Genomic DNA, 12,574 nt, shown 5'->3' with positions numbered 1-12,574 from the left:
TGTCCGACACGCTGCGCCTCGCCGCGATCAGAACTGCAGCAGCACCTTGCCCACGCGTCCCGCGGTGTTGCTCGCGCGCACCGCGTCGGCCGCGTCTGCCGCGTCGAAGACGCCCGCCACCGGCAGCGTCAGCGTGCCGTCGCTGACGCGCTGGATGAGCTCGCCGAACAGGGCGCCGCGGATGGCGGCATCCATGGTCTGGATGACCTTGCTTCCCCAGAAGCCCTTGACTGTGGCCTGCTTGAAGATGACGTCGCCCGAGGCGATCTCCATGGTGGGGGAGTTCATGGCGCCGAACGCGACGAGCGTTCCGCCTTCACCGAGGAGCGAGAGCACGTCGCCGGCCGACGATCCGCCGACGGAGTCGACACCGAAGGCGACATGCGCTCCGCCGGTCAGCTGGGCGACCTGTTCGCGCCAGTCGTCCTGGTCGGTCGAGACGACGTTCGCGATGCCCTGCTCGCGCAGTTCGTCGACGCCTGCCGCGCGGCGCACGAGGCCGATCACGTTCACGCCACGAGCGGCACCGAGCTGGGCGAGCATGCGCCCGACCGCGCCGTTCGCGGCGTTCTGGACGATCCAGTCGCCCTTCTCGGCGCCGAGGAACTGCAGCAGGCTGATGGTGCTGAACGGCATCGAGACCAGCTGTGCGGCGGCCTCGTCGCTGAGCGACTCGGGAACCGGGATGAGTCCGGCGGCGTTCGCGACCACGTACTCGGCCCAGGCGCCGAACGTGCCGCCCGTGGCGACCCGCTGTCCGACCGTCAGGCTGTCGACGCCCTCGCCGAGAGCGTCGACGATCCCGAGGGCCTCGGTGCCGGATGCTGCTGGCAGCTCGGGCTTGAACCCGTAGGTGCCGCGGATGGTCCAGAGGTCGTGGTTGTGGATCGGCGAGAGCACGATCCGCAGCCGCACCTGACCCGGGCCGGGCTCGGGGGTGGGGCGTTCGGTGACGGTCAGCACCTGTTCGGGATCGCCGAAGGTGTCATGGGTGAGTGCGCGCATTGTGTCTCCTTGTGGGATCGGTCGTGGGGATGCTCGGGGGAGGATCAGTCGTCGGTGACGGTGATCTGGACGTCGATGTTGCCCCGGGTCGCGTTGGAGTACGGGCACACCTTGTGTGCAGCATCCGCCAGGGCCTGTGCCTGGTCGTGGGGAAGGTCGGGGATGACGACCTCGAGCTGCACGGCGAGACCGAAGCCGCCGTCGCCGTTGGAGCCGATCTGCACGCGTGCGCCGACGGACGAGTCGGTGAGCTTCACCTTCTGGGTGCGGGCGACGGTCTGCAGCGCGGAGTGGAAGCACGCGGCGTATCCCGCTGCGAACAGCTGCTCGGGGTTCGCCCCGTCGCCGCTGCCACCCATCTCCTTGGGGATGGCGAGGTCGAGGTCGAGACGGCCTTCGCCGGTGGCGACGCGGCCGTTGCGGCCGGCTCCGGTGGCGAGGGCTTCGGCGGTGTAGAGAGCTTCCATCGTGTGGATTCCTTCCGGGGTTGTGGTCATTCGCCGTGCGAGGTGCGCACGGAAGCGGGGGTGGAGGCGACGCCCTGCAGCCGGGCGGTGAGTTCCTGCAGTTCGGAGATCAGACGGTGGCGTTGGTCGTCGTCCTCCATTCCGGCGAGGGCTGCGACCCGGGCGTGCACGGGGGCGACTTCGGTGCGCAGCGCCGTGCCCGCGTCGGTCAATCCGACGGTGACGATCCGCTCATCGACCGAGCTGCGAGCGCGCGACACGTACCCCGCCTGCTCGAGGCGACGGACGAGGGGGGAGAGCGTGCCCGAATCGAGCTGCATCGCCTCGCCGAGCGAGCCGACCGTCTGCTCGCCCTCCATCCAGAGGATCGCGAGTACGAGGTACTGCGGGTAGGTCAGACCCCAGGGCGCGAGGAGGGCGCGGTACGTCTGCGTCGTCGCACGGGCGGCGGAGTACAGCGAGAAGCACACCATCTCATCGGTCACGGTCATGTAACAAGTATTGCACTCAATTAGATTGTGCACAATGAAACTGCAGAAGCAGGGCGTTACGCTGATCGTCGTGATCATCCGCGCCCTCGACCTCGTCGATGTCTTCGTCTACCTGGTCGTGCTGGGCGTGTTCACGCAGTTGTTCCCCGAAGTGATCTCCGAGTCCTTCCTGCTCGCGCTGCTCACGGCGATCCTGCTGAAGGTGGTGCTCGAGGTCGTTCTCCTCATCAAGAAGCGCATCGTCACCAGAATCCGTGGGGCCCGCACTCCGTGGGTCCGGGTGGTGAACGTGGCCGTGCTCCTGCTGGTCCTCCCCGGGAGCAAGTTCCTCGTGCTCGAACTCGTGGACCTGGTGTTCGGCGATGCCGTGCATCTGGGCGGCTTCTTCCAGGTGACCGCGCTGATCGTCGTGCTGATGCTGGCGAGGGGCGGAGTGCGCAGGATCTTCGATAGAGACCACGTCGGTCAGGAGAGAGCGCCCGAGGGCTGAGCATTCCGCTGGGCGCGGTCAGCGCGAGGGGTTCCAGGAGGACTCGGGGCTGATCGCAGAAGACACGCGCGCACTGAGGGATCCCAGCTGGCGGGCCTGATTCGCGGTGAGCGTCTCGAAGATCAGTCGGTGGACCAGTGCCTGGTGTCCGGGTGTCGACTCCGCCAGCTTCGCGCGTCCGTCCTCAGTCAGGATTCCCAGGGTGAATCGTCCATCAGTGGTGTCGATCTCGCGGCGCACCCACCCTTTGGCTTCGAGGCGTGTGACGGCCCGCGACAGCCGCGACAGCGTGCAGTTCGCGTAACCGGCGAGGATGCTCAGTCGCAGCGTGTGCTCCGGAGCGGAGTCGAGTGCGAAGAGGATGCCGTGCTCGAAGTGGGTGAGTCCGCTGTCTCGCTGCAGTTGAGTGTCGAGCGCAGCGGGTAGCCGCTCCAGGAGGGTCGCGACAGACGCCCAGATCTCCAGGTTCTCCGGGCTCAGGTGAGGTGCGTGCGACTGGTCGGACATGCCCCCAGAATAGGGCATTCGACCCGACCGGAGCGTCACAAATCACTTGCTCAGGCAAGCGAGATGGCATAAGTTGACTTGCCTAGGCAAGTTAAACGGCGCTCCGCGCGCCGAGAGGAGAGTGGTCGGTGGACCTGCAACTGGTTGGCAAGAGGGCGTTCATCAGCGGTTCGACCCAGGGGATCGGATATGCCATCGCCGAGGCGCTTCTCGCCGAGGGCGCGACCGTCACGGTCAACGGACGCGACGCTGCACGCGTGTCGGCTGCGGTCGAGCGGCTGCGATCGGCTGTCCCCGGGGGCGAGGTGTTCGGGCTCGCCGCCGATCTCTCGATGCCTGATGAGGTGACTCGCCTTCTGGAATCGCTGGATGACGTGGACATCCTCGTCAACAACGTCGGCCTGTTCGGGCTCGCAGAGTTCGAGTCTGTCTCCGATGCGGAGTGGGCGCGCTACTTCGACGTCAATGTCATGAGCGGCGTGCGCCTGTCCCGGCGTCTCCTGGGCGCAATGCGTGAACGCGGCTGGGGCCGTATCGTCTTCATCAGCAGCGAGTCCGGCGTGAACGTGCCTGGCGACATGGTGCACTACGGCGTGACCAAGGCCGCGATGGTCGCTCTGGGGAACGGGCTCGCGAAGCTCACACGTGGAACCGGGGTCACCGTCAACACGGTGCTCGGTGGCCCGACGTTCTCCGACGGGGTCGCGGCAGCTGTGGCCGCCGTCGCAGGCGCGCAGTCGGTCTCGAGTGATGCGATGAAGCAGGCGATCATCGGTCAGAATCACACCACTCTGCTCGAGAGGTTCATCGACCCGGCTGAGGTCGCGAATCTCGTCGCCTACATCGCGAGCCCTCGCGCATCCGCGACCAACGGTGCGGCCCTTCGGGCCGATGGGGGCGTGCTCACCGCGATGCTGTGAGGGCGGGTCTCGACCGTCCGCCGTATTGCTAGCTAAGCTAGTAGTCATGGAACGCTACTTTCGCCTGCGCTGGGTGGGCCTGGTCTTCATCAGCATCGCCGTCTCGCTGATCATCGTCGATTCGACGATCGTGAATGTGGCGATCCCGGCGATCGTCGACGATCTGGGCATCACCTCGACCGAGGTGCAGTGGGTGCAGGAGGCGTACACGCTGGTGTTCGCCGCGCTGCTCCTCGTGTTCGGCAGCCTGGCAGATCGATTCGGACGCCGGCGCGTGATGATCATCGGTGTCGTCGTCTTCGCAGCATCCTCGGTGCTCGCCGCGTTCGCCCCGGACGGCGGGACGCTGATCCTCGCCCGCCTCGCGCAGGGAGTCGGTGGAGCGATGATCCTGCCCACGACACTGTCGATCATCAATGCGACCTTCCGAGGCCGCGAGCGTGGCATCGCCTTCGCGGTGTGGGGCTCGACGATCGGCGGTATGGCTGCCGTGGGTCCGCTGCTCGGGGGATGGCTGACGACCGCCTTCTCCTGGCGCTGGGCTTTCGGCATAAACATCCCGTTGGGGATCCTCATCGTCATCGGCGTGCTGCTCACGGTGGCCGAGTCGCGCAGCGATCGAGCGTCGAAGATCGACGTGGTCGGAGCGATCCTCTCGGTCATCACGATGGCGAGTCTCGTGTTCGGTCTGATCGAGGGACGCACCTACGGGTGGTGGCTCGTCGACCAGCGCCCCGAGCTCGGCGACTGGAGCTGGCCGCTGGACGTGTCTCCGATCCCGTTCGCCTTCGCTCTGGCCGTCGTGGCGCTCGTCTCGTTCATCGCGTGGGGGGTGCATCGGGAGCGCCAGGGCCGGCCGACCCTCCTGGCCCTTCGACTGTTCTCCATCCCGTCTTTCCGCAACGGCAACATCGCGGCGACAGTGGTCTCACTGGGCGAGTTCGGCATCATCCTTGCGCTGCCCCTGTGGCTGCAGTTCGTCTTGGGCTTCGACGCGCTGCAGACCGGCCTGCTGCTGCTCGCTCTCGCGGGTGGGTCGTTCGTCGCCAGCGGTGCGGCAGGCGCGGCGAGCGGCAAGATCGCTCCGGTCTGGGTCGTGCGGGCGGGGCTCCTGGCTGAGATCGTCGGCGTCGCCGGCGTCGGCTTCGTCATCGCGCCAGACGCATCGTGGGTGCCCCTCATCCCGTTCCTCTTCGTCTACGGACTCGGTGTCGGCCTCGCCACTGCTCAGCTGACGGGGGTCGTGCTCGCCGACGTTCCGGTCGACGACAGCGGCGCGGCGTCGGGAACCCAATCGACCTCCCGGCAGCTCGGTGCAGCACTCGGAGTCGCAGTCCTGGGCACGGTGCTGTTCACGAGCACGGCCGGGATCCTCTCGTCGTCACTCGACGCGCGGGGGCTTCCGGCCGAGCAGCGCGATCAGATCGTGTCGTCCGTCGTCGACAGTGCCGGCGCGGCGATCAGCGGGCTGGAGGCGCAGCCCGAGACCGCCGAGATCGCGGACGATGCGAAGGCGGCATTCTCCGACGGCACCCGGTTCGCCGCATGGACGGCGGCGGGCTTCCTGTCGCTCGGCTTGCTCTCGACGATCTCGCTCGGAGCCGGTGCGGGCGCGAAGTCCCGCCGCGACGAGGACTCTGCACCCGCCGATGCAGAGCCGGGGATCGGTATGTCCGACTGACGGAGCGCCGCGACCTAGCGGTCGCCCGTTCCACCGTCGCGTGCGGAACGTCGACGTCGGGGTCGTGCTTCAAGCCTCGCCGTTGAGGGGCTCGCCCCTGAGGGGTGCGCCTCTGGAGGAATCGCAGTGCGGTCGCCCGAGAGCCATCGCAGCCATGTGGCGCCTGGGTCGCCTTCGAGCACCAGAGTTCGCACGAGGAGGGTGAGGGGAATCGACAGGATCGCTCCGAGCGGTCCGATGATGAACGTCCAGAAGATCACCGAGAGGAAGCTCAGCGTGAGGCTGAGGTCGACGGCGTCGCTGACGAACTTGGGTTGCACGAGCACCTGCAGCACGACATTGACCACGCAATAGACCGCGACGACGCCCAGCAGCAGAGGCCAGTCGCCGACGACGAACGCGAGTATGGCCGGTGGCACCAGCCCGAGGATGAATCCGATATTGGGGATGAAGTTCGTGACGAACGCGAGGATCGCCCAGACGAGGGGAACCGGAATCCCCATCCACCACAGAGCGAGCCCGTCGATGACCGCGACGATCGCGCCGAAGGCGGCGTTCACGACGTAGTACCTGCGGATGCCGCCATTGAGGCGCATGATGCGCTCGATGGTCGCTCCCTTGGTCGCCGCGAAGAGCACCGGCGCCTGACGGTAGCGAGCCGCGTCGACCGCCATGAAGATGATGTACGCGCAGACGAGGAACAGCGCGGTGGCCACGCTGAGCACGGTGCCGCCGACGCTGCGCACGACGCCGAGCAGTGTCTCGGGGGATAGCACTGACGCCGCGGCATCGGACGACTCCGCGTCCAGCCCGAGGGATCGCAGCGACGAGATGAGCTGATCGGCGACCCGCGTCAGACCGCCCTCGGAGACGAGATCACTGATGAGTCGCATGAACTGCGTCCCCGCGAGCCACAGCAGCGCGCCCATGGCCAGGAGTATCAGATAGGCGAGAGCGATGACCGCCGTCGTGCTCGCCCACCGGGGCCAGCCGCGCCGATCGAGCGGTCGGCGGAGGGGGTCGCAGATCACCACGATCACGATGGCGAGCGCGACAGGCCCGAACACCTCTCTTGCGAAGTACACCCCGGCCAGAGCGATGGTGGCGGCAGCGAGTGTCAGCAGCACGCGCAGGCTGGGGGAGAGCCCTCCGGCGGAAGCGGAAGCGGAAGCGGGAACGGGAGAGGTGCGTGTGGGGCCGTGGACATCCTTCGGCCGGCGATTGCGCAACATCTCACGAATCATAGGCGGTGGGCGATGCTTCGATCCGTCTCCCCGACCGGGTCACACCACGGCGCCGCGCTCGCTCGACGTCCGCCGCTCGGACAGCTCGTGACCGTGCGCGGTCAATGCGTAGATGATGAGCACGTCGATCGCGATGACGATGACCGACCACCAGGGCTGCGCCGGCAGGACGAGCAGCTGACCGGCCGCGCTGAGCACCGCGAGGATCACCGCGATGACTCGAGCCCACACCGCTCCGCTGAACAGCGCGAACGCGGTGATCGTCAGCAGCGCCCCGATGATGATGTGCCACCACGCCCACCCCGCCACATCGAAGAGGAACAGGGAGCCGTCGACCACGACGTAGGACGCCCGTGGGCCGAGGAGGAGCACGAGGCCCTGCAGCAGGGAGAAGATGCCGCTGATGAGAATGATGACGCCAGCGAAGGCGGCCCAGCCCGTCCAGGCGGATGACCCCTTCGAGGTTGCGTGTGAGGACATGATCGTTGCCTCTCTGCCGACATATCGGCGCCGTGGTGCTCTGGCCCGATCGCCTGCACCCGCAAGGTGATTCTCCTGCCGGCACGGGACGACGGCGTCACCCGAAGAGAGTGATGCTGAGACATGGTGAGGGGCGTGGCGCCTCGTCAGCGACGAGCGATCACTTGTGCGGATCGCAACCACAGGACTCGATATGCGAACGACGCACCGGCATACACTGACGCTGAGCGATGGCGCTCGTGAAAGTCCGGCAGCTGGGTTGGGCGGTGGGTGATGAATGTCCAGGTGGTAGGGAATTTCGACGACGCGGTGAACGACCGCCCGTCATCGTCGACCGTTCAAAAGCTGATCCGGCTCTCGGCCCCGGCTGTGATCATCGGAGTGGCATCGGCGCTGGTGCTCTTCGCCGTGGAGGAACTCGCACACCGCCTCGAGCACCTCCTGTGGTCGGCGCTTCCGGACCTGCTCGGACTGTCTGCGGACTCGGGGTGGTGGATCTTCGGGGTGCTCAGCCTCACCGGCCTCGCGGTGGGCCTCGTCGTCTGGCTGATGCCAGGACACGGCGGACCTGATTCCGCGACCATCCATCTCATCGCACCTCCGCTGCCGCTTCGCGCCGTCCCATCGCTCCTGATAGCGGGCGTGCTCGCACTGGGCGGGGGAGTGAGCCTGGGGCCGGAAGCCGTCATCATCGGCATCAACGTCGCACTTCTCGTCGCTGCGTTCCGCTGGGCCGTGCCCTCGATCCCCACCGAACTCATCGTCGTCCTCACCGCTGCCGGCACAGTGGGCGCCGTTTTCGGGACCCCCGTCGCGGCGGCTCTGGTGTTCACCGGGTTGGTCGGCGGCATGTTCCGCGAAGGCGCACTCTGGGATCAGCTGTTCCTCCCGCTCCTGGCCGCGAGTGCAGGTGCCGTCACGATGTCCCTGCTCGCCAAGCCGCAGTTCGCGTTGGATCTTCCGGCATACGCCGCCATCGAGCCGGTCGACCTCCTCAGCGCATCGGGTGTCGCCGTGGTCGCCGCAGGACTCGGTCTGGCGGCCTCGGCCGTGTTCGCTCCCGTGCACCGCGTGTTCAGGACCCTCCGGAATCCGGTGCTCTACATCACTATCGGAGGCATGCTCCTCGGACTCCTCGGAGTGATCGGCGGACCTCTCACCCTGTTCCAAGGCAACGGAGAGATGTCGGAGCTGGTCACCCAGCGCGCGGAGTACCCGGCATCTGCTCTGGTGCTGATCGTGGCCGTGAAGGTGCTCGCGTTGCTCATCAGCGCCGCTGCGGGGTTCCGAGGGGGACGGATCTTCCCCGCCGTCTTCATCGGAGTCGCTCTGGGGCTGCTGACGAACGCGCTCATCCCATCGATACCGTTGACGGTGGCGGCGGCCGGAGGCGTCCTCGGGATGGTCCTCGCGATCTCCCGCGACGGCTGGCTCGCGTTGTTCATCGCCGTAGCACTGACGGGAAGCGTCACCATCCTGCCGCTGCTCTGCGTCGCGATCCTTCCGGCATGGCTTCTCGTGTCGAGAGGGCCGGAGATGATCGTGCACGTATCCCAGGTCGACGTCCTGGAGCACACCGCAGGGATCGAGCGTCGCCCATAGTGGCCGACACGGCTGTCGTCCTCCTGCGGCTCGCCTCGCTTCGGGCGGGGAGCGACATCCGAGAATGAGAGAGGCCGCCTGATGTCAGGCGGCCCTCTTCGTATCTTGGACTTCCGCGGACGAATTGAGATTCGTTCCGCTTACAAACCTGTGTGCCCCCGACTGGAATCGAACCAGCGACCTACGGTACCGGAAACCGGCGCTCTATCCACTGAGCTACGGAGGCGTACCGGTCGACAATATCACTGCTCGGGAGTGGTCTCCGACTCGCCGGCCTCGGTCACCGGCGCGTCGCCGAGCTCGGCGAGTGCCGCGGCCACCTTCTCGGCGAGGTAACGGTGGCCGTCGGTGGACGGATGCTTGCGCCCGACCTCCACATCGATGACCGACAGATAGTTCTGGTCCGTGATCCAGTTCTGGGCGACGGGGGAGATGTACCACCAGCCGCGGGCGGCGGCGAGTTCGCCGAGATCGGCGTCGATGCGAGCGGTCTCGGCGCCCACGGGCAGCTCGTGCGGCGCCGGACCGAGGATGACGATCGTCGCCTCCGGGTACTTGGCGCTCATCGCGTCCCAGGCGGCGGTCACGGCCTCGCGATACCCCGCCTCGCCCTGAGCACGGTCGTTGATCGAGCCCTGCAGGATGATCAGGTCAGGTGAGAGGGTCGGGTCGAGTGCGGCGATGCGCTCGCCGAAGGCTGGTCCGTCGAGCCCGGGCTTGAGGTAGCCGCTGCCGCGCACGCCCTTCACGATCGTCTCGCCGTCGAGCAGATCGGCGAGCACGTAGGCGTAGCCGAGAGTCGGCTCGCTGGCGGCAGATCCGTACGTCCAGGAGTCGCCGAACACGAGGACCGTCGGATGCTCGGGCAGGAGCAGCGGTGCGGCGGCGATGGTCACCGACTCGTCATCGCTGGCCGCGGCGACGACGGGTGCCGAGGACGGCACCGGGACCCACGGACGCCACACTCCGAGGATCACCGCAGCGAGGGCCAGGATCACCGCGACAGCGAGGCCCGCGACGGGCAGACGGTGTCGGACGGATGCGGCCTTCATGGCATGACTGTAGATCACGTTCGTGCCCTCGCAAATTCGGCGTGGTGGCGCGCCGTAAACTGGGACCGCTATGAACCCTGACACTCTCGCCGAAGCCATCCTCGCCGTCCTCGCACCGATCGCCGACGAACGACGTCCTGGCGAGCCGCTCGCGCTTGCAGCATCGGACATCGTCCTCGATCGTCCGCGCAACCGCGACCACGGCGACTGGGCATCGAACATCGCCATGCGACTGGCCAAGCCGTTCGGCACGAACCCGCGCGAACTCGCGCAGCAGATCGCCGACGGACTCGCGAAGATCGACGGCATCCAGAGCGCGGAGGTCGCCGGCCCCGGGTTCATCAACATCCGCCTCGACGCGGCGGCCGCGGGCGCTCTGGCGAAGGTCATCGTCGACGCGGGTGACCAGTACGGCCACAACGACACGCAGGCAGGGCACAGCGTCAACATCGAGTTCGTGAGCGCGAACCCGACCGGCCCGTTGCACATCGGGCACACCCGCTGGGCTGCGCTCGGCGATGCGATAGCGCGTGTGCTCGCCGCCTCCGGCGCGAAGGTCGCCCGTGAGTACTACATCAACGACGCCGGGGTGCAGATGGAGCGCTTCGCGAACTCCGTGCTGGCCGCGGTGAAGGGTGAGCCGACCCCCGAGGGTGGCTACGCCGGAAGCTACATCGGCGACCTCGCCGCCCGTGTTCTCGCCGCCCGCCCCGACCTGCTCGATCTCCCGAACGACGAGCAGGTGGTGGTCACGCGCGAGCTCGCCTACGGGTTCCAGCTCGAAGAGCAGAAGCAGTCGCTGTCGAAGTTCAACGTCGAGTTCGACGTGTGGTTCTCCGAGCGCACTCTGCACGCCAAGGGCGAAGACGGCACGAGCTTCGTCGACCAGGCGGTGGACCGTCTGCGCGAACAGGGGCACGTGTTCGACGATGAGGGCGCCGTCTGGGTGCGCACGACCGACTTCGGCGACGACAAGGACCGCGTGATCCGTCGCTCGAACGGCGAGTACACATACTTCGCCGCCGATGCCGCCTACTACCTGAACAAGGGTGATCGCGGCTTCGAGTACAAGCTCTACCTGCTGGGTGCAGACCACCACGGGTACGTGCATCGCCTCAAGGCGATCGCGGGCGCGGCGGGGGAGAACCCCGAGAAGAACGTCGAGGTGCTGATCGGGCAGCTCGTGTCGGTGGGCGGAGCACGGCTCAGCAAGCGCGCCGGGAACATCATCGAGATGGACGATCTGCGCGAGTGGCTCGGCACCGACGCTCTCCGCTATTCGCTCGAGCGCTCGCCCGCCGACTCGCCTCTCGCGCTCGACCCGGAGCTGCTGCAGAAGCGCACGAACGACAACCCGGTGTTCTACGTCCAGTACGCGCATGCCCGCACGCACAACGTCGCGCGCAATGCCGCCGACTCCGGGGTGGATCGTTCGGAGTTCGCACCCGAGACGCTCACGCACGAGACCGAGAGCGCATTGCTAGGCGCTCTGCAGGAGTTCCCTCGCATCGTGGCGTTCGCCGCTGAGGTGCGCGAGCCGCACCGTGTCGCGCGTTACCTCGAGGAGCTCGCGGGCCTCTACCACCGTTGGTACGACAACTGCCGGGTCATCCCGCAGGGTGACGACCCGATCGAGACGGTGCACCGCACGCGTCTGTGGCTCAACGATGCCGCAGGCCAGGTGTTCCGCAACGGGCTCGACCTGCTCGGTGTGTCCGCGCCAGAGCGCATGTGACGCGTGCTGCCGTCCGGCGCCGTAGGGCAGGATGGCAGCATGAGCGACGACAACCACACCCTTCCTTACCCCGCTGCGGATTCCGAGCACCCGACGCTCGTGATTCCCGGTGGGAAGGACGGCGCGGCTGTCGACGGTGCCGCGTCACCCGCCCGCAAGCGCAAGCGGTGGCCATGGGTGCTGCTGATCGTCATCGTGGTGCTGGCGGCTCTCGTCGTCGCGGCGGAGCTCGTGGCGCGTTCGATCCTGCCCGGCATCGTGCGGGGGATCGTGATCGAGCAGCTCGATCTTCCCGTTGACCAGCAACTCGCGGTCGAGGCCGACGGCATCCTGCTGCCTCAGCTGATCGGCGGAACGCTCGACAGCCTGCACCTCTCCACCGACTCCGTGACGCTGGAGGGGGTCACCGGTGCCGTCGACGTCACCGCCACGGGTGTCCCGCTGCGCGGCGGCGACCTGGGCGGCGCGTCCGGCACGATCCGCGTCGACGAGTCGCAGTTCACCGATCTGCTGTCGAACACCGACCTGCCGATCGACAAGGTCACGCTCGACGCGCCGAACGCGACGGTCGCAGGCTCCGTGAGTGTGCTGGGCATCGCGATCCCGATCTCCCTCACGGTCACTCCTGGGGTCGCAGAGGGCGACCTCGAACTCACCCCGGTCGGGCTGATGATCGGCGGCCTCGAGGTCGACGCGGATCAGGTCGGCTCGACCCTCGGCGACCTGGGAAACCGGCTCACCGCGACGCAGCGCATCTGCATCGCCGATCAGCTGCCCGCCGGCATCACACTCACCGACCTCGAGATCGATGGAGCGGAGGCCGTGATCGACGTCGACGTCGACGGTGCCATCGCGACCGACGCGAGCCTGCTCGAGAAGGGCACCTGCCCTCAGGGGTGA

The 12,574-nt window shown here is 67.4% G+C and carries 13 protein-coding genes and 1 tRNA gene; 6 read left to right on the top strand and 8 right to left on the bottom strand.

The window, feature by feature from the left end; translation table 11 throughout:
- Window positions 1-27: 27 nt before the first annotated feature.
- The 3 genes from RQG82_RS02915 to RQG82_RS02905 are packed head-to-tail and all read right to left on the bottom strand — an operon-like array spanning window position 28 to window position 1,963.
- Window positions 28-1,005 (bottom strand): zinc-binding dehydrogenase, encoded by a 978-nt coding sequence (locus RQG82_RS02915; protein ID WP_311257620.1) that lies wholly within the window; start codon window positions 1,003-1,005, stop codon window positions 28-30.
- 44 nt (window positions 1,006-1,049) lie between these two features.
- Window positions 1,050-1,472, bottom strand: a complete 423-nt coding sequence (locus RQG82_RS02910; protein WP_311257619.1) for an organic hydroperoxide resistance protein — start codon at window positions 1,470-1,472, stop codon at window positions 1,050-1,052.
- A 26-nt stretch (window positions 1,473-1,498) separates the two neighbouring features.
- Window positions 1,499-1,963 (bottom strand): MarR family transcriptional regulator, encoded by a 465-nt coding sequence (locus RQG82_RS02905; protein WP_311257618.1) that lies wholly within the window; start codon window positions 1,961-1,963, stop codon window positions 1,499-1,501.
- A 34-nt stretch (window positions 1,964-1,997) separates the two neighbouring features.
- On the opposite strand from RQG82_RS02905, the gene RQG82_RS02900 reads away from it, so the two are divergent.
- Window positions 1,998-2,453, top strand: coding sequence for a hypothetical protein (locus RQG82_RS02900; protein ID WP_311257617.1), 456 nt, complete (start codon window positions 1,998-2,000; stop codon window positions 2,451-2,453).
- Window positions 2,454-2,471: 18 nt separating this feature from the next.
- Here RQG82_RS02900 and RQG82_RS02895 read toward each other — a convergent pair whose 3' ends face one another.
- Window positions 2,472-2,960: a MarR family winged helix-turn-helix transcriptional regulator gene (locus RQG82_RS02895; RefSeq protein ID WP_311257616.1), complete on the bottom strand. Its 489-nt coding sequence runs from the start codon at window positions 2,958-2,960 to the stop codon at window positions 2,472-2,474.
- 128 nt (window positions 2,961-3,088) lie between these two features.
- Between RQG82_RS02895 and RQG82_RS02890 the strand changes: the two genes are divergently transcribed.
- Window positions 3,089-3,880: an SDR family oxidoreductase gene (locus tag RQG82_RS02890; RefSeq protein ID WP_311257615.1), complete on the top strand. Its 792-nt coding sequence runs from the start codon at window positions 3,089-3,091 to the stop codon at window positions 3,878-3,880.
- 46 nt (window positions 3,881-3,926) lie between these two features.
- On the top strand, window positions 3,927-5,561 hold the full coding sequence (locus RQG82_RS02885; protein ID WP_311257614.1) for an MFS transporter: 1,635 nt from the start codon (window positions 3,927-3,929) through the stop codon (window positions 5,559-5,561).
- A gap of 14 nt (window positions 5,562-5,575) precedes the next feature.
- Here the strand turns inward: RQG82_RS02885 and RQG82_RS02880 are convergent, their stop codons facing one another.
- On the bottom strand, window positions 5,576-6,793 hold the full coding sequence (locus RQG82_RS02880; protein ID WP_311257613.1) for an AI-2E family transporter: 1,218 nt from the start codon (window positions 6,791-6,793) through the stop codon (window positions 5,576-5,578).
- A gap of 51 nt (window positions 6,794-6,844) precedes the next feature.
- Window positions 6,845-7,285 carry a hypothetical protein gene (locus RQG82_RS02875; RefSeq protein WP_311257612.1) on the bottom strand — a complete coding sequence of 147 codons (441 nt, stop codon included), beginning with the start codon at window positions 7,283-7,285 and terminating at the stop codon, window positions 6,845-6,847.
- A 273-nt stretch (window positions 7,286-7,558) separates the two neighbouring features.
- On the opposite strand from RQG82_RS02875, the gene RQG82_RS02870 reads away from it, so the two are divergent.
- Entirely contained in the window at window positions 7,559-8,887 is a 1,329-nt protein-coding gene (locus RQG82_RS02870) for an ion channel protein (RefSeq protein WP_311257611.1), read from the top strand.
- Between the two features lie 153 nt (window positions 8,888-9,040).
- Here RQG82_RS02870 and RQG82_RS02865 read toward each other — a convergent pair.
- Together RQG82_RS02865 and RQG82_RS02860 are read right to left on the bottom strand one after the other, a co-directional pair.
- Window positions 9,041-9,113: transfer RNA gene (locus tag RQG82_RS02865), tRNA-Arg, on the bottom strand.
- Window positions 9,114-9,129: 16 nt separating this feature from the next.
- Window positions 9,130-9,939, bottom strand: a complete 810-nt coding sequence (locus tag RQG82_RS02860) for an SGNH/GDSL hydrolase family protein (protein ID WP_311257610.1) — start codon at window positions 9,937-9,939, stop codon at window positions 9,130-9,132.
- A gap of 70 nt (window positions 9,940-10,009) precedes the next feature.
- Between RQG82_RS02860 and argS the strand changes: the two genes are divergently transcribed.
- Both argS and RQG82_RS02850 read left to right on the top strand, forming a co-directional pair.
- Entirely contained in the window at window positions 10,010-11,674 is a 1,665-nt protein-coding gene (gene argS, locus RQG82_RS02855) for an arginine--tRNA ligase (protein ID WP_311257609.1), read from the top strand.
- Window positions 11,675-11,713: 39 nt separating this feature from the next.
- Window positions 11,714-12,574 (top strand): LmeA family phospholipid-binding protein, encoded by an 861-nt coding sequence (locus RQG82_RS02850; protein ID WP_311257608.1) that lies wholly within the window; start codon window positions 11,714-11,716, stop codon window positions 12,572-12,574.

The sequence above is a fragment of the Microbacterium sp. WCS2018Hpa-9 genome, from assembly GCF_031843745.1.
Taxonomy (GTDB): Bacteria; Actinomycetota; Actinomycetes; order Actinomycetales; family Microbacteriaceae; genus Microbacterium.
This window is presented reverse-complemented; position numbering and strand designations above follow the sequence as displayed.

Coding starts and splice junctions, on each gene's coding strand:
- RQG82_RS02915 (WP_311257620.1), bottom strand. CDS start 1,005: ATGCGCGCACTCACCCATGACACCTTCGGCGATCCCGAACAGGTGCTG.
- RQG82_RS02910 (WP_311257619.1), bottom strand. CDS start 1,472: ATGGAAGCTCTCTACACCGCCGAAGCCCTCGCCACCGGAGCCGGCCGC.
- RQG82_RS02905 (WP_311257618.1), bottom strand. CDS start 1,963: ATGACCGTGACCGATGAGATGGTGTGCTTCTCGCTGTACTCCGCCGCC.
- RQG82_RS02900 (WP_311257617.1), top strand. CDS start 1,998: ATGAAACTGCAGAAGCAGGGCGTTACGCTGATCGTCGTGATCATCCGC.
- RQG82_RS02895 (WP_311257616.1), bottom strand. CDS start 2,960: ATGTCCGACCAGTCGCACGCACCTCACCTGAGCCCGGAGAACCTGGAG.
- RQG82_RS02885 (WP_311257614.1), top strand. CDS start 3,927: ATGGAACGCTACTTTCGCCTGCGCTGGGTGGGCCTGGTCTTCATCAGC.
- RQG82_RS02880 (WP_311257613.1), bottom strand. CDS start 6,793: ATGTTGCGCAATCGCCGGCCGAAGGATGTCCACGGCCCCACACGCACC.
- RQG82_RS02875 (WP_311257612.1), bottom strand. CDS start 7,285: ATGTCCTCACACGCAACCTCGAAGGGGTCATCCGCCTGGACGGGCTGG.
- RQG82_RS02870 (WP_311257611.1), top strand. CDS start 7,559: ATGAATGTCCAGGTGGTAGGGAATTTCGACGACGCGGTGAACGACCGC.
- RQG82_RS02860 (WP_311257610.1), bottom strand. CDS start 9,939: ATGAAGGCCGCATCCGTCCGACACCGTCTGCCCGTCGCGGGCCTCGCT.
- argS (WP_311257609.1), top strand. CDS start 10,010: ATGAACCCTGACACTCTCGCCGAAGCCATCCTCGCCGTCCTCGCACCG.
- RQG82_RS02850 (WP_311257608.1), top strand. CDS start 11,714: ATGAGCGACGACAACCACACCCTTCCTTACCCCGCTGCGGATTCCGAG.